The sequence below is a fragment of the Halomonas sp. BN3-1 genome, from assembly GCF_003056325.1.
GTDB lineage: Bacteria > Pseudomonadota > Gammaproteobacteria > Pseudomonadales > Halomonadaceae > Halomonas > Halomonas litopenaei.
Map to the genome: position 1 here is coordinate 87,207 of NZ_PYVV01000017.1, position 22,319 is coordinate 109,525.

The window sequence follows — 22,319 nt, forward strand, 5'->3', positions numbered from 1 at the left end:
GCGTTCCAACCCTGGCGGCTCGCGGCCTGACTGGCCGCGCTACGACCAGCTTACCCAGGCGTTGATCGAGGCTCAGGAAGAAGTGCGCCGCCTCGCGCCAGTGGGATTGACCTGAGTCAGGAGTGCAACAGACCGCTGGGCTCTGTGGCCTCGCTGGGCTCGGCAGCGGGCTTCGCCTCGGCGATCTCCACCCGATTGCGGCCCAGCCGCTTGGCACGATACAGCGCCATATCCGCTCGATGCAGCAAGTCCCTTGGCACAACGGGGCCGTCGGTCTGGGTGATCAGGCCGATACATACCGTCATGGGACTGCCGTCTTCGTGTTGTACGCCGCAGGCCTGCACCTCTCGCCTCAGGTGTTCTGCCCAGGCATGTACCCAGGCGATATCGCCCTGTGGCAGATAGACCACGAATTCCTCGCCGCCGTAGCGGGCCAGCACGCCACCCTGTGGAAGCAGTTTCTGCGCGCAGGCGGCGAAGCGCTTGAGTGCCTGGTCTCCGGCTTGATGGCCTTGTTGGTCGTTGATGCGCTTGAAATGGTCGAGGTCACATAACAGCAGACTGAGAGGGTTCTGTCCGGCGTTCGTCGGCAGGCTGGCGAGAAAGGTGCGTCGATTGGCCAGGCCCGTGAGGTCGTCGTGTCCTGCCAGCCATTCGATGTTTTTCTGCAGGCGTGAACGACGCCGCATCTCTCGGCGTAGTTCGAGATTGGTATCGGCAATCTGGCGGTGCTGCTGGCGCTGCCGATGGCGGCTGAACAACAGCAGGTAGAGCAGCAGAGCCATGATCAGGCCGGTGCACAGCGTTGAACTCGGATAGTGCAGCTTCAGGTGCTCCAGCAAACGGCGGTTGGGGCTGAGCTCCAGGTGCAGGGTATGGGACAGCAGACGAACGTCGCTGACGAGCCTCCAGGGCGAATTCGTCGCTGACGCCGGTACCCGCCATAGGGTGCTGTCGCCGTCTTTCAATGTCAGCGTCATGGCGTCCGGTATATCGGCGAGCGCGGGCAGGAGATTGGAAGCTAAGGCGTCGAGGCTGAAGACCATGGCGACCGAACCCAGCAGCCGATCACCATCCACCGTGTGGATCGGCAGAAAGTGGATGATGCCCCAGCCTCCATCGGGCAGTGGCAGGATATCCGATGACACCGCGTCGCGCTGGTGAAAGCTCTGCTGCAGCACTTCCATCAGTGGCTGGTCGAGGGCTCCATCCAGCAAGCGCATGCCCGGGTAGGCCTGGTGCCAGTTGTCGTCGGGATAGAGGTGCTCGACCCGTCCGGAGGGATCGATCAGGGCCAGCAGGGGCAGTTCCGGGAAGTCGTTCATAAAGCTCTGGGCTTCGTGGCGCCACATCGATGCCGAGGGCAGGCGTTGATCGATCTCCCAGACCAGATGGAAGCGATGCATGGCTCGAAGGGTGTCGTCGATGCGGTCTGTCATCGTTGCCGACAGGCGATCGGTCTCCCGCTGGGCACGTTCGAATAGCTGTCGATTGGCCTCGCTGTCCTGCTGGCACCACAGCAGAACCGTTGCCGTGGCAATAAGAAGACCGGGGCCCAGGGCGCGCAACAGGCTCGCCTGGTTATGGCGCCAGCCGGTCACCACCGCCAGGAACTGGGTCAGCAACAGCAGCCCGCTGCCCGCCAGCGCCCAGGGCCCCGCGGGTGGGGTCAGTGGTGGCAAGGCCTCGGGTGATGTCACCTGGTAGGCCAGGGTCCCCCACAGCAGGACGGCGATGGCGTGCAGCAAGGGGGTGCCCAGGCTGGCACGGGTGCGCAGGGCAAGACTCAAGGCCAGGCACGCCAGCAGCAGGCTGTCGGCCAACCCCGGCCACTGCCAGGAAAGGCGTGGGTGGCCAGTATCGAGCGGCGCCGGTGGATCGAAAGTCGCCAGAGACAGCCAGCCCTGGGGCAGGGTTTCGCCGGCCACGCCGATCAGCAGAGCGGCCAACACCGCCACCACCAGCGTCAGACTCAAGCCCAGCCGCTGGCGATACCAGGCCAGTTGAGCAAGACCGATCAAGCCGCCCAGGACCAGGGTGGGCAAGGTGGTCGAGGCGGTAGTCCCGGCGAGGCTGGCGCAGAGCCCCGCAATGTACAGTGCCAGGGACAACAGTGTCAGCGGGATTCTGAGACGTAGCATGTACCCACTTTCCAGGCGAGGAGCTGGCGGTTGTTGGGCGTTGTGGTCAGCGAAATATTTCGCCGAACCGATCAGCGAGAAGAATAGACGTTCGGGGGATTGTGCTGGAAAATGCGGCCAAGTGGGCGCGGAACCGAGCCTTTCCTGATGTAGATCAAGGACATCGAAGGGGCAGGTGGGTGTCTGGTTGGCGCCGGGTGTTGAGGCCGCGCGCCAGATTCGCGCGAGGCCTAGCTCAGGCGGGTGACGTGCACGCCTCGATGCGATTACGCCCCTGTCGCTTGGCTCGATAAAGTGCCAGGTCCGCGCGATGGAGCAGGTCTTCGGCGATCAGGTCGCCGGCGCCGTGGCTGGCGATGCCGATGCTCACCGTCATGGGGCGCCCATCGGCATGCTCAACGCCGCAGTTCATCACGCTCTGGCGCAGGGATTCGGCGATCTCGACGGCCTCGTCCGCGGCCACCCCGGTCAGCAGGGCCACGAATTCCTCGCCGCCGTAACGGGCCAGCACCACCCCTTCGGGCATCGCCAGGCGTCCCACTCGGGCGAAGCGACGAAGCGCCTCGTCCCCCGCCTGGTGGCCGAGCTGGTCATTGATGCTCTTGAAGTGATCGATGTCACACAGAAGAACGCTCAGCGGGCGGCACTCCTGCTGTTCTCGCAACGTCGACATGAACAGGCGGCGGTTGGGCAGCAGCGTCAGCTCGTCGTGGCCGGCAAGCCACTCCACCTCACGCTGCAGTTCGGTACGATGGCGGACCTCTCGGCGCAGCTCCTCGTTGGAGCGGTACATCGACGAGTGTTGTACCGACATGCGGTGGTGGCCGAATACCACCATGTACAGCAGGTAAGCCAGCAGCAGCCCGATGCTGAGACTGGCCACCGGCTGGCGCGAACGCAGACCTAGCAGGTAGCCGGTGGAGGCGTTCAAGGCGACGGTCAGCTCTTGTTCGTCGAGGGCAAGCAGGCTCAGCATGGTCCATGGGCCTGGCGACTCGCTGGTCGGCCAGTCGCGAATGGTGTCACCGTCCACGGCGAAGCGCATGCGGATATGCTCACGGTCCAGCAGGGTCTCGGCGTAGAGCTTGTCGGCCAGCACCGGGAGGCTGAGCACCATGGCCGCAGCGCCGGTGACGCGCTGCTGGTCGGGGGAGGTGATCGGCAGGTAGTAGATCATGCCGGGCATCCCCTGCAGCAGTGGCACGACGCCGGTGTGGCCCTCCTGGTTGTCGGAAAGTGCCTTCGCCAGTGCGTCGACGTAGGGGCGGTCCACGTCTAGTGCATTGATGCCGATGATCGCCCGGTTGCTGTCATCGCGTGGGTGGACAAGGCGGATGGTACCGTCGGCTTCGATATAGGCGATGTTGAGAAAGTAGCTGAAGTCCTGGTGGTAAAAGGCGGCCTGGCGCTCCCACTCTTCGGCGCTGGGGGCCTCTTCCAGCAGGCTCCAGAAGCTGGCGAAACGTCTCACTGCCTCCAGGTGGGCCGTTATCTCGGCGCCAAGCTGAGTCGCCAGACGATCCGATTCGCCCTGCAGCTCGTCTTGAAGCTGCTGGTCCACGTACACACGTTGCTGGTTCCAGACGAACAGACTGACCAGCACCAGGGCGAGCGAGGGAATCAGGCTGCGCAGGATGCTGATCCGGGTGTGGCGCCACCCCGAGACCACGCCGACGAACTGGGCGACCAGCAACAGCGCCAGCAACAGCATGCTGGCGGGGGTGCCTGCCAGGTTCTGCGGCGAGCGGATCTCGTCGGTGATCACCAGCAGCGCTTCGGTGACCAGTAACAGCGCCGCCAGCGCCTGCAGCAGCGGGGCGGCCAGGCTCGCCCGGGTGCGTCCCAGCAGCCCGCCAGTCAGCGCCAGCAGGATGAGCAGCTCCATCAAGGGCGGTCGAAGATCGTCGAGGCCCTGGACCCCGGGTAGCCGCGATGCCCATTGGTCGAGCGTGACGTAAGAGATCAGGGCTTCGGGCAGCAGGTAGCTGGCCAGGCCCAGCAGCAGGATCGCCAGCACCGGCAACAGACACACGACCGACATCCTCACCCCACGCCAGTACCACATCGCCTGGCCGATGCCGGTCAGCAGCAGCAGGGTCCAGCTGGCGCTGTGGCTCTGATCCTGGATCATCGAGGGATCGACGATCAGTCCTGCCGTGGCCAGCAGGGTGACCAGCAGCGTCATGGACAGGGCAATTCGAGACATGAAGGCAAGGTGTCCTAGGGCATGGGGGGCACGAGTTCGAAGATCTCGGCGTCGGCTTGATCGGGCAGGCGGGCATTCAGCTGGTGGAACTGCTGCTGGCTGCGATCGACGTAGTCGAGGATCTCGAGATAGCGGCGAATATTCTGCACATAGATGACCGGTTCGCCACCCCTTGCGTAGCCGTGGCGTGTCTTGCTGTGCCACTGGCTTTCCTGCAACAGGGGCAGCGCCTCACGCACATCACGCCACAGATCCGGGTTGCCACCCCGCATCCGGGCGATGTCACGGGCGTCATACAGATGGCCGAGGCCCACGTTGTAGGCCGCGAGCGCCATGTAGAGGCGGTCCTCACCGGTGATCGACTCGGGCAATCGCTGTTCGACGCTGCGCAGATAGCGTGCGCCGCCCTCGATGCTCTGGGCCGGGTCCAGCCGGTTCGATACTCCGACTTCCTCGGCGGTGGCGTTGGTCAGCATCATCAGCCCACGCACCCCGGTGGGCGACGTCGCCTCCGGGTCCCAGTGGGACTCTTGATAACCCACCGCTGCCAGCAGCTTCCAGTCGAAGTGCTGCGCGCGGGCGGCCTCTCGAAACAGGGCATCAAAGCGGGGCAGGCGCTTGTTGACGTGGTTGATGAAGACCCGGGCGCCAACGTACTCGAGATAGTCGTCATGACCGAAGTAGCGGGCGGTGAGGCGGTCGAGTTCACCGTCTGCGCGAAGCTCGTCGAAGAACGTATTGGCGCGTTCGATCAGCGCCAGACCGTCTTTCCCGGAGAAGGCCCAGGCCATGGTCACCGGCTCGCCGATGTCGAAGCCGTCTTCCACTTCGGGGAAGAACAGACGATTGAGGCGGAACTGGTGGGCGTACACCACCGCGGCGTCCAGCTCGCCATCCTCGATGCGCCTGAGCAGCGAAGCGATCTCCAGGTCTTCCGCTTCCTTCCAGCTGAGGCGAGGGTGCTCGCGCTGCAATTCGTGCATGACGCGGCTGATGCCGGTGCCCTTGGCGATGCCGATGTTCCAGTCCTTGAGGTCATCGAGCGCCTTGGGCGGCTGCAGTCCTCGGCGATACACCACCATCGGCTGCATCGACAGGATCGGGCGGGAAAACACCAGGCCTTCCGCCAGCGGGTCCAGCGGCAGGGCGGCCGCGCCGAGGTCGCCCTGGTGGCGCACCGCGTCGAGCACGCTCTGCACATGGTGGTCATCGCTCAGGTTCAGGCTGACCCCGAGGCGGTCGGCGAAGCGACGCATCAGTTCGTACTCGAAGCCGGTAGGTCCCTGGCGCCCCTCGTAGTAGGTAAAGGGGGTATTGCGGGTGTGCACGGTGATGAAATCACGTGCCAGTACTCGCTCCAGGGCAGCGCTTGAGGAGGGGCCGGGCGGTGTTGGCCAGAGCGCCCACAGCAGGCCCAGGCCACTGGCGGCAAGGATGCGCAGGCGCCGCGCATGACGGAAACCGTCCTTCATCGGGGCAAAATCGCTCATGGTGGAGCGCCCACCTTACCCAGCCCACGGGGCGCTGTCATCCGCATCGATTTCTCGCACCCGTCGGTTTCCAGTATCATATGCCGTCTCGCCCGCCGCGGCCCCCTTCTTTTATCGCTGATCTTCAGAGGCTCCTGGATATGCTCGAACTGCGCGGAGCGCCCGCCCTGTCCACCTTCCGTCACGCCAAGCTGCTGGCTCAACTGCGTGTGTCCGTCCCCGAGATCGAGGCGCTGCACGCCGAGTATGTGCACTTTGCCGATCTGGAGCGGGAGCTCGATGCCACCGAACTGAGCCTGCTCGAGCGCCTGCTCGACTACGGGCCGGCACAGCAGGATAGCGATGTGGAGGGGCTTGCGTTGCTGGTGGTGCCACGTATCGGCACCCAGTCTCCCTGGTCATCCAAGGCTACCGACATTGCCCACAACTGCGGTTTGACCCAGATCAACCGCCTGGAGCGCGGCATCCTCTATCGCATCAAGGTGCGCGGTACGCTGAAGGAAGCCCACTTCGACGCCATTGTCGCCGGCCTGCACGACCGCATGACCGAGACGGTGCTGCGAGACAGCTCCGACGCCGCCACCCTGTTCGCCCACCATGAGCCGGCGCCGCTGGGCCAGGTGGACGTGCTCGAGGGCGGCCGTACAGCGCTTGAGGTCGCCAATCGCGAGCTGGGACTCGCCCTGGCCGAGGACGAGATCGACTACCTGGTCGAGGCGTTTGTCGAGCTGGGCCGCAACCCCAGCGACGTCGAGCTGATGATGTTCGCCCAGGCCAACTCCGAGCACTGCCGCCACAAGATCTTCAACGCCGACTGGGTCATCGACGGCGAGGCCCAGAGCCACTCGCTGTTCAAGATGATCAAGAACACCTTCGAGGCCTCGCCGGACGGCATCCTGTCGGCCTACAGCGACAACGCTGCGGTGATCAAGGGCAGCGAGGCGCGTCGCTTCTTCGCCACCCCGCTGACCGGGCGTGACGGTGAGCGCGCCAGCTACGGCGGGGAAGTGGAGCCGATCCACATCCTGACCAAGGTCGAGACCCACAACCACCCGACCGCCATCGCGCCTCATCCCGGCGCGGCCACCGGTGCCGGCGGCGAGATCCGCGACGAAGGCGCCACCGGCGTCGGCGGCAAGCCCAAGGCGGGGCTGACCGGCTTTACCGTGTCCAACCTGCGTATCCCCGAGTTCGTGCAGCCCTGGGAGGCGTTCGACTACGGCAAGCCCGAGCGCATCGTCAACGCCCTGGAGATCATGCTCGAGGGCCCCATCGGCGGCGCCGCCTTCAACAACGAATTTGGCCGTCCCAACCTCACCGGCTACTTCCGTACCTACGAGCAGGACGCCCTCGGTGCCAGCGGCATCGAGCGTCGCGGCTACCACAAGCCGATCATGATAGCCGGCGGCTACGGCAACATCCGCGAGCAGCACGTGGCCAAGGGCGAGATCCCGGTGGGCGGCAAGCTGATCGTGATGGGTGGCCCGGCGATGTTGATCGGGCTCGGCGGCGGTGCAGCGTCGTCGATGGCCTCCGGCTCGTCGAGCTTCGATCTCGACTTCGCTTCTGTTCAGCGCGACAACCCCGAGATCGAGCGGCGTGCCCAGGAGGTCATCGACCGCTGCTGGGCGCTGGGTGACGACAACCCCATCTGCTTTATCCATGACGTAGGCGCCGGTGGTCTGTCCAACGCCTTGCCGGAACTGGTCAAGGACGGCGATCGTGGTGGTCTGTTCAGCCTGCGCGAGGTGCCCAACGCCGAGCCCGGCATGAGCCCGCTGGAGATCTGGTGCAACGAGGCCCAGGAGCGCTACGTGCTGGCGGTGGCACCTGCGGATCTCGAGACCTTCGACGCCCTGTGCCGGCGCGAACGCTGCCCCTACGCGGTGGTCGGCGAGGCCACCGCAGAGCACCACCTGGCGGTGGTGGACGGCCACTTCGACACCCGTCCAGTGGACCTGCCGATGAGCGTGCTGTTCGGCAAGCCACCCAAGATGCAGCGTGAGTTTGAGCGTGCGCCGCTGGAGCTGCCCGGTGTGATGCTCGACAACCTGGACCTGCGCGAGGCGCTGGATCGGGTGCTGCGTCTGCCCACCGTGGCCTCCAAGAGCTTCCTGATCACCATCGGCGACCGCTCGATCACCGGCCAGGTCGCGCGTGACCAGATGGTCGGTCCCTGGCAGGTGCCGGTGGCCGACGTGGCGGTGACCACGGCAAGCTTCGATACCCACGCCGGTGAGGCCATGGCCATGGGCGAGCGCTCGCCGGTGGCGCTGATCGACCCCGCCGCCAGCGCACGCCTGGCGGTGGCCGAGTCGATCACCAACCTGGCCGCTGCCCCGATCGCCCAGCTTGGCGACATCAAGATGTCGGCCAACTGGATGAGCGCGGCGGACCATGAAGGCGAGAACCAGGCGCTGTATGACGCCGTGCACGCCGTCGGCATGGAGCTGTGCCCGGCGCTGGGCATCGCGGTGCCGGTGGGCAAGGACTCCATGTCCATGCGCACCGCCTGGGAGCAGGACGGTGAGCAGAAGGCGGTGACCTCGCCGCTGACCCTGGCGATCACCGGCTTCGCTCCGGTCACCGACGCCATGAAGACGCTGACCCCGCAGATTCGCCTCGACCAGGACGAGAGCGACCTGCTGCTGATCGACCTGGGCGCCGGCAAGAATCGTCTGGGCGGCTCCGCCCTGGCCCAGGTCTACGGTCAGGTCGGCAACGACTGCCCGGACCTGGACGACGCCGAGGACCTCAAGGCCTTCTTCAGTGTCATCCAGGGGCTCAACGCCGACGGTCGACTGCTGGCCTACCACGACCGCAGCGACGGTGGCCTGATCGTCAGCCTGCTGGAGATGGCCTTCGCCGGCCGCGCCGGGCTCGAGATCAAGCTCGACTGGTTGATCGACGAGGCCGCCGAGGCGGTGGACGCGCTGTTCAGCGAGGAGTTGGGGGCGGTCATCCAGGTCAGCCGTGAGCACACCGAAGAGGTGCTGGCCCAGTTCGCCGCCGCCGGTATCGAGACCTGTGGCGTCATCGCCCGTCCGCGCTACGACGACCAGATCCGCGTGACCCTGTTCGAGGAGCCGTTGCTGGAGACCACCCGGCAGCTGACCCAGCGCACCTGGAGCGAGACCAGCTACCGCCTGCAGGCCCTGCGCGACAACCCCGAGTGCGCCAAGAACGAGTTCGACAACCTGCTCGACACCCGTGACCCGGGCCTGAGTGCCAGCCCGACCTTCGAGGTCGACGAGGACATCAGCGCACCCTTCGTCAACAGCGCACGTCCGCGTGCCGCCATCCTGCGCGAGCAGGGCGTCAATGGTCACCTGGAGATGGCCTGGGCCTTCGACAAGGCCGGCTTCGAGGCGGTCGACGTGCACATGAGCGACCTGCTCGAGGGACGTGTCGGTCTCGACGAGTTCAAGGGGCTGGCCGCCTGCGGTGGCTTCTCCTACGGTGACGTGCTCGGCGCCGGCGGTGGCTGGGCCAAGTCGGTGCTGTTCAACCCCCGTGCCCGCGAGCAGTTCGCCGACTTCTTCGCGCGCGAAGATAGCTTCGCACTCGGCGTGTGCAACGGCTGCCAGATGCTGTCCCAGCTCAAGGAGCTGATCCCCGGCGCCGAGAACTGGCCGCGCTTCGTGCGTAACGAGTCCGAGCAGTTCGAGGCCCGAGTGGCCATGGTGCAGGTGGAGAAGACCCCGTCGATCCTGCTGGCCGGCATGGAAGGCTCGCGCCTACCCATCGCCGTGGCCCATGGCGAGGGCCGCGCCGAGTTTCGCGATAGCGCCCACCTGCGCAGCATGCAGGGCTCGGGCCAGGTGGCCCTGCGCTATATCGACAACCACGGCCAGTGCACCACCCGCTATCCGGCCAACCCCAACGGCTCGCCCTCCGGTATCACCGGCCTGACCACGCCGGATGGCCGGGTGACGATCATGATGCCCCACCCGGAGCGGGTGGTGCGTGCCGTCACCAACTCCTGGCGGCCGGCCGAGTGGAGCCAGGACGGCGCCTGGCTCAGGCTGTTCCGCAATGCCCGGGTGTGGCTGGGCTGATCCTCCAGTCCCTCCAGCCCCACGACAACGCCGCCTGCGGGCGGCGTTGTCGTATCCGGGACAAAGTCAGGTGTTGTATCGAGCGGCGTCAGGTGCCAAGTTGAAGTTCCCGCTTTCGCAGTTTCGCCTCTTTATCGATCACCTGACCGGCCACCTTATCGACGGAGCTTCCATGTCCTCATCCACCCAGCGCAGTTTTCATGACCGCTTGAGCGTCTCCCTGATCGACCATGTGGCACGGGTACATCTCGAGCGGCCCGATCGCCACAACGCCATGGATCCGCCGATGATCGACGCCCTGCTCGAGGTTCAGCGCTGGCTGGGCGAGCGGGTGGGCCTGCGCGCCGTGGTGCTTACCGGCGAGGGCGAGAGCTTCTGCTCGGGACTGGACGTGGCCTCGGTGGTGGCAAGCCCCGAGCGCGTGGCCTGGCTGCTGACGCCGGACGCCAGTGGGGTCAATCCGGCCCAGCGCCTGGCGCTTGGCTGGCGTGACCTGGGGGCGCCGGTGGTAGCGGCGCTGCATGGTCACGTCTTTGGCGCCGGCCTGCAGATGGCGCTGGGTGCCGATCTGCGTATCGTCCACCCGGAAGCGACGCTGGCGCTGCCGGAGATCGAGTGGGGGCTGATGTCGGATATGGCGGTCAGCGTCACCGCCGCCGCGCTGCGCCAGGACGTGATTCAGGATCTGATGCTGACCGGCCGTCATCTAGCCGGCGACGAGGCCATGGTACTGGGGCTGGCCTCGCGGCTGGACGAGGACCCGCGCGAGGCGGCGCTGGAGCTCGCCGTGTCCATGGCCCGGCGCTCGCCCAAGGCGGTGGCCGCGGCGCGTCGGCTGTGGCGAGAGGCGCCGCGCCTGGATGAGCGCGGACGCTTGGCCATGGAGGCCGAACTGCAGCGCAATCTGCTGGCCGGGCGCGAGCAGCGAGAAGCGACCCGGGCACGCCTGGACGGGCGCCCACCGCGCTTCGATTGAGCGCCGGCGGCCTATGCCGCAAGCCAACGACAAGGCCCTCGCGGGTATCGCCCGCGAGGGCCTTGTCTTGCAGTCACCTTCCGATAGGGGTCAGGTTCCGGTAGGCCCCTCGGCTGGCGACGGAGGATGGATGCGGAACAGGGTGGCGTAGATCACCGGCAGGATTACCAGGGTCAGCAGGGTGGCCGCACCCAGACCGAACACGATGACCACCGCCATGGAGGCGAAGAAGGCGTCGCCGAACAGCGGGATCATGCCCAGCATGGTGGTGATCGCCGCCATGGATACCGGCCGTACCCGACTGATGGCGGCGGCCATCACCGCATCGAAGGGCGCCTCGTACAGCGGCATCTGAATCTTGATCTCCTCGACCAGCACGATGGCGTTCTTGAGCACCATGCCGACCAGGCTCAGGGTGCCGAGCAGCGCCATGAAGGTGAAGGGGGCGTTGAAGGTCAGAAGACCGCCGACGATACCGATCACGGTCAAGGGCACGATGGCCCAGATCGCCAGCGACTGGCGCAGGTTGCCGAACAGCAGCATGGTCAGGATGAACATGCCGAGGATGCCCAGCGGCAACAGCTTGAACAGCGCCTTCTTGGCGTCACGCGAGGTCTCGTCCTCGCCGCCCCAGCCCAGGTGGTAGCCCTCGGGAAGCTCGATGGCCTCGATCTGGGGCTTGAGCCGCGCAAGGATGTTGGCCGCCGTCTCGCCGGACAGCGGTAGCGGCTCGGCGTAGACCGCCAGCATGCGCTGACGGTCGCGACGCTTGATCAGCGGATCATGCAGCTGGGTCTCGAGCGGCCCCAGCACACTGCCGGCGCTGATGTAGGTCTGCTGCTCGGCGCTCCAGACGTTGAGGCTGGCGATGTCGTTGAGGCCGTAGCGCTCTTGCCGTTCATCGCGCAGCACGATGGGGATCAGGTCGGAGCCCTCGCGGTAGACGCCGGCCATCTGGCCGTCGTTGTGGATCAGCAATGCCTGGTGCAGCGCCTGGCGGGTGACGCCGACGCGCCGCGCCTGCTGCTCGAGAAACTCAGGCGTCAGTTCCTCGACCCGATTGCCCCAGGACAGGCGGATACTGTCGACGAAGGGATCGGCGCGGAACACCTCGCTGACCTCGGTGGCGAGGTTGCGCAGGGTATCCGGGTCCGGGCCGTAGAGGCGTGCTTCCAGGCTGGCCTTGGCCGAAGGGCCGACCTGCAGCGCCTGGACCTTGTACTGCGCCTCGGGGTAGTCATCGCGCAGCAGGGTGATGATCTCGGCCATGCGCCTGGCCCTGCTATCGAGATCCTCGGTCTCCACGATCAACTGGCTATAGCTCGGATAGCGGTCCTCGGGCGAGTAGGTCAGGGTGAAGCGCTGGGCGCCGCCGCCGATCACGCTGGTCACGTGGGTGACCTGGTCCATCGTCGCCACCTGGGCCTCCAGGCGCGAGGCCACCCGCTCGCTCTCGAGAATGTCGGTGCCCTCAGGCATCCACACGTCGACGAAGAACAGCGGTGTGGTGGAATCCGGGAAGAAGGCGTTCTTGATGTTGGAGGACAGCGCGAAGGCGCCGACCAGCAGGCCCACGCAGACCGCGATGGTCAGCCAGCGAAAGCGAATGCCCTTGTCGACCAGCCAGCTGAACAGCTGGAAGATCACTCCCTTGTAGGGATCCTCGTGACTGTCGCCGTCGCCGATCTCACGATCCTTGAAGAAGATGTCGAAGAAGAAGGGGGTCAGGGTCAGGGCGGTGATCCAGCTCAGCAGCAGCGAATAGAACAGCACCCAGAACAGCGAGCCCACCAGTTCGCCGGTGGCGTCCGGCGACAGGCCGATGGGGGCGAAGGCGGTGATGGCGATGGCGGTGGCGCCGAGCAGCGGCAGCCAGTTCTGGCCGGCCACCTCCTTGGCCGCCTCGAGCTTGCTCTTGCCCTTGCCAAGGCCGATCAGCATGCCCTCGGTGACCACGATGGCGTTGTCCACCAGCATGCCCAGGGCAATGATCAGGGCCCCCAACGAGACCTTCTGCAACTGCAGGCCGTGGGCGGCCATCAGCATCAGGGTGCCGAGGATGGTGATCGACAGGATCAGCCCCATCAGAAGGCCGGAGCGCAGGCCCATGAACACCAGCAGCACCACGATGACGATGCCCACCGACTCCATCAGGTTGATGACGAAGCCGGACACCGCCTCCTTGACCACCTGGGGCTGGTGGTAGACCGGGGTCAGCTGCATGCCCAGCGGCAGGCGGGATTCCAGTTCGGCCAGGCGGGCGTCCACCGCCTCGCCGACCTTGACCACGTTGACCCCGGACACGAACGACAGGCCAAGCGAGATCGCCGGCTTGCCGTCGGCATGGTAGAGCTGGCCGGGACGGTCGGTGAGCGCGCGCGTCACCGTGGCGATGTCGCCCAGGTGCACCGGGTTGGCGCCGGGGCGACCGACGATCAGGTCCTCCAGCGCCTCGACGCTTCTGAATTCACCGCTGGGCTGCAGCGAGATGATCTTGCCGTGTCGACGCACGCTGCCGGCGTCGGCTACCGCGTTCTGGGCGTTGAGCAGGCCGATCAGTGCATCCGGGGGAATGTTCAGAGCCTGCATGCGCTCGCGGTTGAGCGAGATGGTCACCTGCTCCGGGCGATCACCGGCGATCACCACCTTCTTGACGCCCTCGATCAGGCGCAGTTCGCGCTGCAGGAAGTCGGCCTGATTCTTCAAGTCGTAGAGGCTGTAGTCATCGCCGGATAGATTGAACAGCAGACCGTAGACGTCGCTGAAGTCGTCCACCACCAGCGACTCCGAGGTGCCGGGGGGCAGCCCCGCCTGGGCGTCGCCGATCTTGCGCCGAAGCAGGTCCCAGTACTGGGGCAGGGCAGTGCCCTGGACGTCGGTGTCGAGCTCCACGGTGATCTGGGAGAGCCCGGCGCTGTTCACCGAGCTGACCCGCTTGAGGTTGGGGATCTCCTGGATCGCCTTTTCCAGGCGCAGTGTCACCTCTTCCTCGACCTGCTGCGGGTTGGCGCCGGGGTAGGCGGTGCTGACCAGCGCCATGCGGATGGTGAAGTCGGGAAACTCCAGCTGCCCCAGGCCCAGAAAGGAGACGATACCGCCCACCGACAACAGGATCGTGACCATCCAGCTGATGGTCTTGTTGCGCAGAAAATAGCCGACCATGACCTAGAGCCCCTCTTCCTGGGTCCAGGCGGTGACGCGAAGACCTTGGCGCATCAGATGGGCGCCGGCGCCGACCAGTCGGTCGCCGGCCGCCAGATCGCCGGCGATGAAGATGCCGTCGTCGCTGGCGGTGCGGACCTGTACCGGTACCGCTTCCACCTTGCCCGAGGCTTCGTCGTCGGCGATATAGCGCCACACCACCGTGGCCTCGGGGTCGTCCTCCAGCGTGACCACGGTGCCCAGCGGCACCCGCCACAGGCCGTCGCTTTCGCCGGTCAGGGCGTTGAGGTCCATCGATACCACGGCGCTCATGCCGGCCAGCACGTAGACGTCGTCCGGCGTCGGCAGGGTCAGGGTGACGGTGTAGCTGAGGGTGCCGCTGGAGGCGCGGGTATCGTGCTCCTTGTAGCGCGCGGGGAAACGACGCTCGTCATCGCCGAAGCGCACCCAGGCGACGCTGTCGGCCTTCTCGAGGGCGGCACGCACGCGTTCCAGATCGAGCTGGCGGATCTGCTGTTCGGGCAGGTCGAAGGTCACGTCGATATTGCCGGGCTGCTGCAGCACCGCGATGGTCTGCTGGGGGGCCACCACCTGGAAATTGTCCACCGGCACGCTGGCGATGACGCCGTCGAAGGGCGCCTTGAGCTCGGTGTAGCCGAGCTGGTCCTTGGCCAGGTCGAACTGGGCCTGGGCCGACAGGAAGGCCGCCCGGGCTTCATCGAAGGCGGCGCGGCTGATGGCACCTTTTTCCAGCGATATCTGCATGCGGCGGTAGGTCGCCAGCGCCAGGTCGTAGCTTGACTGGGCGTTGGACAAGGCGTTGCGGGCGTCGCGGTCGTCGAGCAGGGCGATACGCTCGCCACTGGTGACCGCCTGGCCGGCCTGGACGTTCAGCTCCTTGAGTTCCCCGCCGATGCGAAAGGCCAGGTCGGTGCGTTCGGAGGCCTCGACCACACCGGGGTACCGAGTCAGGGACCGATTGCCCATCTCGTCCAGGGTGAGCAGCTTGACCGGGCGGGTGACCTGCTTGGCCAAGGGCGGATCTCCCTCGGAGCAGCCCTGCAGCAGGGGCAGACCGGCAAAGACGAGCAGGGAGGCCATCTGACAGAGTTGGCGAAGCGACATGGCTGAGTCCTTGAAGACGGAGCCGCTTGACGTGCGGCGTGACTCGCCGAGGCCGGTGCCCCAGGGCTGCCCGGAGGGTGGGGAGGGTCCGGCCCTGTTGTGGAGCATCGAGCGCTTGGCGTAGAGTGCGTCGGTTCGACGCGCAGGCGCCTATGCTACTGGCGCCGAGTGCACGCTGATGTGCCCTGGATCAATATTTGCCGAACCCTGCAGAGTAAAGGCGTCGTCATGCCCCAGACCGAGTCCCGGCTCCCGCCATCGTCGCCTCCCGCCTCCGTCAGGCCAGAGCTGCGGCCCTATCAGCGTGATGCGGTGAAACGCGTCATTGGTCACTTTCGTCAGTCCGATGAGCCCGCGGTGGTGGTGTTGCCCACCGGCAGCGGCAAGTCGCTGGTCATCGCCGAACTGGCCCGCCTGGCCCGAGGGCGGGTTCTGGTGCTGGCCCACGTGCGTGAGCTGGTCGAGCAGAATCATGCCAAGTACCTGGCCTACGGCCTCGAGGCGGATATCTTCAGCGCCGGACTCGGGCGCAAGGAGAGCGCCCGCCAGGTGGTGTTCGGCTCGGTGCAGTCGGTGGTCCGCCACCTGGATGCGGTGAGCGACGAGCAGAACGCCCACGGCCCCTTCACCCTGCTGGTGATCGACGAGTGCCACCGGGTATCGCTGGACGCGGACTCCTCCTATCGGCGGGTCATCGACCATCTGCGTTCTCGCAATCCTTCGCTCAAGGTACTGGGTTTGACCGCGACCCCCTATCGGCTGGGCCAGGGCTTCATCTACCACCGCCACCACCACGGCATGGTGCGCGGTGACGCGGACAGCTTCTTTGGCGACTGCGTGTTCGAGCAGCCGCTGCGGCTGATGGTGCGCCAGGGCTATCTGGCAAGCCCGCTCAAGGTGGATGCGGCGGTGGCCCGCTACGACTTCTCACAACTGGCGCCGGGAACCGGCGGGCTATATCGCGAGGAAGAGCTCAATCGCGTGGTGGCCGGGCACCGGGCCACGCCGGGCATCATCGCCGAGGTGATCGAGCGGGCGCGGCAGCGCGAGGGCGTCATGCTGTTTGCGGCAAGCGTGGCCCACGCCGAGGAGATTCTCGGCTATCTGCCGGCACAGGCCTCGGCACTGATCACCGGCGATACCGACAGCGACGAGCGCACTCGGCTGATCGAGGACTTCAAGGCGAAACGGCTCAAGTACCTGGTCAACGTCTCGGTGCTGACCACCGGCTTCGATGCGCCCCATGTGGACCTGATCGCGATCCTCAGGCCCACCGAGTCCGTCGGCCTGTACCAGCAGATCGTCGGGCGGGGACTCAGGCTCTCGCCCGGCAAGCGCGACTGTCTGATCCTCGACTACGCCGGCAATCCCTGGGACCTGTATGCGCCGGAGGTGGGCAGCCCGCGGCCGGACAGCGACAGCGAGCCGGTGCAGGTGCCCTGTCCGCTGTGTGGCCACGCCAACCTGTTCTGGGGCAAGCGCGACGGCGAGCTGGTGATCGAACACTTCGGCCGTCGCTGCCAGGGCCTGGTCGACGCCGAAGGCAGGGCGCTGGCCGCCGCCGAGCCAGGGGCGCGCCAGTGCGACTTTCGTTTTCGCTTCAAGACCTGCGGCGACTGCGGCGCCGAGAACGATATCGCCGCCCGACGCTGCCATGGTTGCCAGACGCTGCTGGTGGACGCCGATGACAAGCTGCGCGAGGCCTTGAAGCTCAAGGACGCCAGGGTACTGCGGGTCAGCGGCATGCTGCTCGAGCCCACCGTCAATGGGCGGGGGCTGCCGCGGCTCAAGGTCACCTACCATGATGAGGATGGCGCCACCCTGGCCGAGTGGTTCGCGCTGGAGACGCCCGCCCAGCGGCGGGCCTTCGAGGCAGTGTTTCTGCGTGATCACGCCCGGGCGCCCGGTGTGCCCTGGTCGCCGACGTCACCCGATCAGGTATGTCGCGAGCAGCAAAGACTCAGGGCCCCGGATTTCGTGGTCGGGCGCAAGGTGGGGCGTCACTGGCAGGTGCGTGAAAAGCTGTTCGACTATCGCGGCCGCTATCGCACCGCCGATAGCGCCGACTGAAGTGCCGCCTGGGCCTCGCTGATTTAGCCAGATCGCGCGGAGCTTGATAGACTGGGGGATTGGTGGCGCCTCGGTCCAAGCGGCCGCATCCTCCCTTGTTCATCGTAACCACTACCATGGCAACCCAGGTCCCCCACGCGTGAGCGACTCGCCGACGACACAACAATCCCAGGGTGGGACTGACGAGGAAGGTGCAGCGACTCGGCCTGACGCCGAGGGCGATTTCGATGCTCAGGTCCAGGCCCAGGCCGGTGCGGCCCCTCGCGCCGAGGTCGAAGCCCACGCCCAGGTGCTGGGACGCCTGTTCGATGAGCCGATCACCGAGCTGCCCGAGGATCTGTACATTCCCCCGGAGGCGCTCAGGGTCTTTCTCGAGACCTTCGAGGGACCGCTTGACCTGCTGCTCTATCTGATTCGCCGGCAGAATCTGGATATCCTGTCGATCAATGTGGCCGCCATCACCCACCAGTACATCGAGTACGTGGAACTGATGAAGGCTATGGAAATCGAATTGGCCGGCGAGTACCTGCTGATGGCGGCGATGCTGGCCGAGATCAAGTCGCGCACCCTGCTGCCGCGCCCGCCCAGGAGCGAGGACGGTGACGAGGACGAAGACCCCCGCGCCGAGCTGATTCGCCGCCTGCAGGAGTACGAGCGGCTCAAGCTCGCCGCCGAGGCCCTGGCGGAGTTGCCCCGGGTTGGACGTGACTGGTTTCCGGCCCGGGCGGCGCTGCCCCCGGTGGAGGCCCGGGTCATCCACCCGGACGTCGAGCTCGATGAATTGCTTGGCGCACTGGCCGGCATTCTGCGCCGGGCCGAACTCAACCAGGCCCACCAGATCGAAAGTGAAGTGCTGTCGACCCGGGAGCGCATGCTGGCGATCATGGAGCGCCTGACCCATGAGCACTACACCCCCTTCGAGGCGCTGTTCTCGCTTGATGAGGGCAGGGCCGGGGTGGTGGTGACCTTCATGGCGATCCTGGAACTGGCCAAGGAGGCGATGATCGAAATCGTCCAGAATGCGCCGATGTCACCGATCCACGTCAGGGCGAGGTTGGCCGAGGACGGCGACGAAGATCCGTACGAAGGGCTTGAGGACGAGGGCGAGAGCGCCTTCGACGACGAAACCTTCGACGACGAAACCTTCGACGACGAAACCTTCGGCGATACCTTTGGTGATGCCTTGGATGATGCCTTTGATGATAGTGCCGCCGAGGACAGCGCTGTTGACGACGAGGCGGGCGACGACAGCGCCTTCGATGATGCTGGCGAACCGGATAGGCGTATCGGTCAGTCGGTTGACAAGACACAGGGAGATGAGCCCGCATGAGCGTGATGGAGACGCCCGATGCGTTGGACGACATCGTCGAGGCGGCGCTGCTGGCCGCCGGCCAACCGCTGGCGCTGGACCGCCTCGAACAGCTGTTCGATGAACACGAGCGCCCGCCGCGTCGGGCGTTAAAGGAGGCGCTGGAGCGATTGTCCGAGCGTCACCTCAGAGGCGCCATGGAGCTGATCGAGACCGCCTCCGGGTACCAGCTGCGCATTCGCCCGCGGCTGGCCAACTGGGTCGCCCGGTTGTGGGATGAACGCCCCCAGCGCTATTCCCGGGCGCTGCTGGAGACGCTGGCGCTGATCGCCTATCGTCAGCCGGTGACCCGGGGCGATATCGAGGAGGTCCGCGGTGTCACGGTGAGTGGCTCGATCATGCGCACCCTGCTCGATCGTGGATGGATTCGCGTGGTCGGGCACCGAGACGTGCCGGGACGACCGGCGGTGTTCGCCACCACCCGTGGCTTTCTCGACGATTTCGGTCTCAAGACCCTCGACGAACTTCCACCGATGCACGAGCTCAAGCAGTTCGAGCAGTTCGACACCGAGGACGAGCCACCGCCTCCGCCCTCGGCGCTGCTGGCCCAGGCCGACGAGCCGCTGGACGACGATGGTGAGACCGCTGAGGGTGACACTGCCGAGGGTGAACCCGCTGCAGGTGAACCCGCTGAAGATGGAAGCGCTGAAGATGGAAGCGCTGAAGCTGCAACCGAAAGAGGCGAGACCGAGGAAGGCGAGGCATCATCGCCCGATAAGGATGAAGTGACGGCTTCCCGCGAGGAAGCCGAGACGACGGCGGGCCAAGCGCCCGACGTCAATGAACCGACGGCCGGGACGGCCGACGACGAGCACGCCGGGATGGCGTCCGAACGGGCTCGCCTGAGCTTTGCCGATCTGGAAGCCAGGCTGTCCGAACGCGCCCGGGGCCGCGTCGATGATGACGCTGCCTCGGGGGTGGAACCCACAGAGAGTGAGAACGACGAATGACGACCACCAGCGAAAAACTGCAGAAGGTGCTGGCGCGTGCCGGCCTGGGATCCCGCCGGGAGATGGAGGCCGCCATCGCCGATGGCCGGGTCAAGGTCAACGGCAGCGTGGCGACCCTGGGCGACCGAGTGGAGGCCCGTGACCGGGTCAGTTTCGATGACCGACCGATCACCCTGCGCGCCGCCGACGAGGTGCCAAGGCGGGTGATCATGTACAACAAGCCCGAGGGCGAGCTGTGCACGCGCAAGGATCCAGAGGGGCGGCGTACGGTATTCGACCGCCTGCCGCGCCTCAAGGGCGAGCGCTGGATCGCGATTGGCCGCCTGGACATCAACACCAGCGGGCTGTTGCTGTTCACCACCGACGGCGAGCTGGCCAATCGGCTGATGCATCCTTCCACCGAGATCGAGCGCGAATACGCGGTGCGAGTCATGGGGGAGGTCAAACGTGAGCACGTGGTGGCCATGGTCGAAGGCGTGATGCTCGAGGATGGCCCGGCACGCTTCAGCGACGTCCAGGAGTTCGGTGGCGAGGGAATCAACACCTGGTTCCACGTGGTCATCATGGAAGGCCGCAACCGCGAGGTCAGGCGTCTGTGGGAGTCCCAGGGGCTGACCGTCAGTCGCCTCAAGCGGGTCCGCTACGGCAACATCTTCCTCGACAAGCGCGCCAAGGCCGGCGAGTGGACCGAGCTTTCCCAGGACGAGGTCGACGACCTGGCCGGACTGGCGGGACTCGAATCGCGCAAGGTGCCTGAGTTGACGCCGGACGAGAAGAATCGCTGGAGCCGCGACAAGAACAAGCGTCGCCCGGTGCACACGATGAAGCGCGGCGGCAAGCCGGATCGCGGCGACAAGAAGCGCTAAAGATGCGGTAATCGAAAAAAACACTTGCGTCGAAAGGGGCATATCCGTAATATCTGCACCCGTTCGGAAGGGTCGTTAGCTCAGTTGGTAGAGCAGTTGGCTTTTAACCAATTGGTCGTAGGTTCGAATCCTACACGACCCACCATCCGAACCTGTGCATGGTCAGGACGATGTCCTGTCATGATCGGGTCGTTAGCTCAGTTGGTAGAGCAGTTGGCTTTTAACCAATTGGTCGTAGGTTCGAATCCTACACGACCCACCAGATTCACGGCCCTCGCTGCTTGCAGCGGGGGCCGTTTTTCGTGTGCGCAGTCTGTGGCTGGAGTCGCCGCCGCAGCCACGACGGCGCTGTCAGCCTGAACAGGCCGTTCCTCAAGCGACGCGAGTACGCCGCGCCGAGCCGATGCCATCGTGTCGACAGGGAATCGAGAACAGGTATGCCGCAGGCGCAATCTTGCGCCGATGCCATGCGTGGAGACTCGGCATAACCGTCCGCCTGCGTTAAACTGTCAAGTGACTCGCCGCTGCGATAGACGCATGGGCGAGGGAGAGAACCACCGGCAGCGGGTCTGGAGCAGCAGTGACGCCTTTCCAGCGCCGCATCAGGAGTCGCCGCTGGCGCTATCGGCGCCGGGCTCCACGCTCGAGGGTTCTCCTGGCGTGTCGCCGAACGGAGCGTTCGCGGCACTGTCCCATCAGCAGGGGGATCCCCTGTCGATCACAGTGGTAGACACGATGACGATCATGACTTCTCGCGCCGAGATCAGAGAGCATCTCGCGCGCCCGTACTGCCCTACCCGTATTCCCTCGGAAGACGCTGCGCGCGTCGAAGAGATCAAGCGCCTGCTCAAGGCTCACAATGCCGTACTGGTGGCGCACTACTACACCGATGACGCTATCCAGCAGCTGGCCGAAGAGACCGGCGGCTGTGTCGCCGATTCGCTGGAGATGGCGCGCTTCGGTGCACGCCACGAGGCCGATACGCTGGTGGTCGCCGGCGTGCGCTTCATGGGCGAGACCGCCAAGATCCTGTCACCGGAAAAGCGCGTGCTGATGCCGACCCTGGAGGCCACCTGCTCGCTGGACGTGGGTTGCCCGGAGGACGAGTTCGCGGCCTTCTGCGACGCCCATCCGGATCGCACCGTGGTGGTCTATGCCAATACCTCGGCGGCGGTCAAGGCGCGTGCCGACTGGGTCGTTACCTCCTCCATCGCGGTGGACGTCATCGAGCACCTCAAGGCCAGGGGCGAGAAGATCCTGTGGGCCCCGGACAAGCACCTGGGCGGCTACATCCAGAAGCAGACCGGCGCCGACATGCTGCTGTGGGACGGCGCCTGCATCGTCCACGAGGAGTTCAAGGCCAAGGGGGTCGAGGACCTCAAGTCGGTCTATCCGGACGCCGCCGTACTGGTCCACCCGGAGTCGCCCGAAGCGGTGGTCAGTCTGGCCGACGTCGCCGGTTCCACCTCCCAGTTGATCAAGGCGGCCAAGGAGCTGCCCAACGAGCAGCTGATCGTCGCCACCGATCGCGGCATCTTCTTCAAGATGCAGCAGGCGGTGCCCGACAAGACCCTGTTCGAGGCCCCGACGGCGGGCAATGGCGCGACCTGTCGAAGCTGCGCCCACTGCCCGTGGATGGCGATGAATGCCCTGGACAATCTGGCCGCCGCGCTGCGAGAGGGCAGCGGTGAAATCCAGGTCAGCGACGCCCTGCGGACCCAGGCGCTGAAGCCGCTGACGCGTATGCTGGAGTTTCAGGCCTGAGGCCAGCCGTTACTTTTTTCTGGTGACACCCCGCGCCCACGCCCACGAGCCCACGCCCACGAGAGAGTCTCGTGGGCGCTTTTGTTCATGGGCCGAGTCGTCTGTGGGCTGGCGGGGCTGAGCGCTGCGTCGCCCGAGCACT

General features: G+C 65.9%; 11 protein-coding genes, 2 tRNA genes and 1 pseudogene. 9 read left to right on the plus strand and 5 right to left on the minus strand.

The genetic code is table 11. From position 1 onward, the window contains the following. Positions 1-116: 116 nt before the first annotated feature. The 3 genes from C9F12_RS19785 to mltF all read right to left on the minus strand — a co-directional run bounded on the left by C9F12_RS19785 (position 117) and on the right by mltF (position 5,837). Entirely contained in the window at positions 117-2,141 is a 2,025-nt protein-coding gene (locus tag C9F12_RS19785) for a sensor domain-containing diguanylate cyclase (protein ID WP_108449965.1), read from the minus strand. A 235-nt stretch (positions 2,142-2,376) separates the two neighbouring features. Further along, positions 2,377-4,347 carry a diguanylate cyclase gene (locus C9F12_RS19790; protein WP_108449966.1) on the minus strand — a complete coding sequence of 657 codons (1,971 nt, stop codon included), beginning with the start codon at positions 4,345-4,347 and terminating at the stop codon, positions 2,377-2,379. Positions 4,348-4,361: 14 nt separating this feature from the next. Continuing rightward, a complete protein-coding gene (gene mltF, locus C9F12_RS19795) occupies positions 4,362-5,837 on the minus strand; it encodes a membrane-bound lytic murein transglycosylase MltF (RefSeq protein ID WP_045991989.1) in 1,476 nt (491 codons plus the stop codon). 140 nt (positions 5,838-5,977) lie between these two features. Here mltF and purL point away from each other — a divergent pair, with 140 nt between their 5' ends. Further along, the gene (gene purL / locus C9F12_RS19800) at positions 5,978-9,895 is read left to right on the plus strand and encodes a phosphoribosylformylglycinamidine synthase (RefSeq protein WP_108449967.1); all 3,918 of its coding nucleotides are present in this window, start codon (positions 5,978-5,980) and stop codon (positions 9,893-9,895) included. Positions 9,896-10,067: 172 nt separating this feature from the next. Beyond that, positions 10,068-10,871: a crotonase/enoyl-CoA hydratase family protein gene (locus C9F12_RS19805; RefSeq protein ID WP_045992008.1), complete on the plus strand. Its 804-nt coding sequence runs from the start codon at positions 10,068-10,070 to the stop codon at positions 10,869-10,871. A gap of 90 nt (positions 10,872-10,961) precedes the next feature. Here C9F12_RS19805 and C9F12_RS19810 read toward each other — a convergent pair whose 3' ends face one another. Both C9F12_RS19810 and C9F12_RS19815 read right to left on the minus strand, forming a co-directional pair. Next, on the minus strand, positions 10,962-14,033 hold the full coding sequence (locus tag C9F12_RS19810; protein WP_108449968.1) for an efflux RND transporter permease subunit: 3,072 nt from the start codon (positions 14,031-14,033) through the stop codon (positions 10,962-10,964). 3 nt (positions 14,034-14,036) lie between these two features. Next, entirely contained in the window at positions 14,037-15,158 is a 1,122-nt protein-coding gene (locus C9F12_RS19815) for an efflux RND transporter periplasmic adaptor subunit (protein ID WP_213229929.1), read from the minus strand. A gap of 228 nt (positions 15,159-15,386) precedes the next feature. Here C9F12_RS19815 and C9F12_RS19820 point away from each other — a divergent pair, with 228 nt between their 5' ends. The 7 genes and pseudogenes from C9F12_RS19820 (at position 15,387) to nadA (ending at position 22,177) form a co-directional block, all read left to right on the plus strand. Further along, positions 15,387-17,228, plus strand: coding sequence for a DEAD/DEAH box helicase (locus C9F12_RS19820; RefSeq protein ID WP_108449970.1), 1,842 nt, complete (start codon positions 15,387-15,389; stop codon positions 17,226-17,228). Positions 17,229-17,517: 289 nt separating this feature from the next. After that, positions 17,518-18,357, plus strand: a pseudogene (locus C9F12_RS19825) (ScpA family protein); the annotation flags it as partial. A gap of 197 nt (positions 18,358-18,554) precedes the next feature. Then, positions 18,555-19,547, plus strand: a complete 993-nt coding sequence (scpB, locus tag C9F12_RS19830) for an SMC-Scp complex subunit ScpB (RefSeq protein WP_108449971.1) — start codon at positions 18,555-18,557, stop codon at positions 19,545-19,547. Next, positions 19,544-20,413 carry a 23S rRNA pseudouridine(2605) synthase RluB gene (gene rluB / locus C9F12_RS19835; protein ID WP_045991996.1) on the plus strand — a complete coding sequence of 290 codons (870 nt, stop codon included), beginning with the start codon at positions 19,544-19,546 and terminating at the stop codon, positions 20,411-20,413. The genes scpB and rluB overlap by 4 nt, the downstream gene beginning before the upstream one ends. A gap of 69 nt (positions 20,414-20,482) precedes the next feature. Further along, positions 20,483-20,558: transfer RNA gene (locus tag C9F12_RS19840), tRNA-Lys, on the plus strand. A 41-nt stretch (positions 20,559-20,599) separates the two neighbouring features. After that, a tRNA-Lys gene (locus C9F12_RS19845) sits at positions 20,600-20,675 on the plus strand. A 473-nt stretch (positions 20,676-21,148) separates the two neighbouring features. Further along, positions 21,149-22,177 carry a quinolinate synthase NadA gene (nadA, locus tag C9F12_RS19850; protein ID WP_045992009.1) on the plus strand — a complete coding sequence of 343 codons (1,029 nt, stop codon included), beginning with the start codon at positions 21,149-21,151 and terminating at the stop codon, positions 22,175-22,177. Positions 22,178-22,319 lie beyond the last annotated feature (142 nt).

Excerpts from the sequence above, each read along its gene's own strand:
- C9F12_RS19785 (WP_108449965.1), bottom strand. The coding sequence starts at position 2,141 with ATGCTACGTCTCAGAATCCCGCTGACACTGTTGTCCCTGGCACTGTAC.
- C9F12_RS19790 (WP_108449966.1), bottom strand. The coding sequence starts at position 4,347 with ATGTCTCGAATTGCCCTGTCCATGACGCTGCTGGTCACCCTGCTGGCC.
- mltF (WP_045991989.1), bottom strand. The coding sequence starts at position 5,837 with ATGAGCGATTTTGCCCCGATGAAGGACGGTTTCCGTCATGCGCGGCGC.
- purL (WP_108449967.1), top strand. The coding sequence starts at position 5,978 with ATGCTCGAACTGCGCGGAGCGCCCGCCCTGTCCACCTTCCGTCACGCC.
- C9F12_RS19805 (WP_045992008.1), top strand. The coding sequence starts at position 10,068 with ATGTCCTCATCCACCCAGCGCAGTTTTCATGACCGCTTGAGCGTCTCC.
- C9F12_RS19810 (WP_108449968.1), bottom strand. The coding sequence starts at position 14,033 with ATGGTCGGCTATTTTCTGCGCAACAAGACCATCAGCTGGATGGTCACG.
- C9F12_RS19815 (WP_213229929.1), bottom strand. The coding sequence starts at position 15,158 with ATGTCGCTTCGCCAACTCTGTCAGATGGCCTCCCTGCTCGTCTTTGCC.
- C9F12_RS19820 (WP_108449970.1), top strand. The coding sequence starts at position 15,387 with ATGCCCCAGACCGAGTCCCGGCTCCCGCCATCGTCGCCTCCCGCCTCC.
- scpB (WP_108449971.1), top strand. The coding sequence starts at position 18,555 with ATGAGCGTGATGGAGACGCCCGATGCGTTGGACGACATCGTCGAGGCG.
- rluB (WP_045991996.1), top strand. The coding sequence starts at position 19,544 with ATGACGACCACCAGCGAAAAACTGCAGAAGGTGCTGGCGCGTGCCGGC.
- nadA (WP_045992009.1), top strand. The coding sequence starts at position 21,149 with ATGACGATCATGACTTCTCGCGCCGAGATCAGAGAGCATCTCGCGCGC.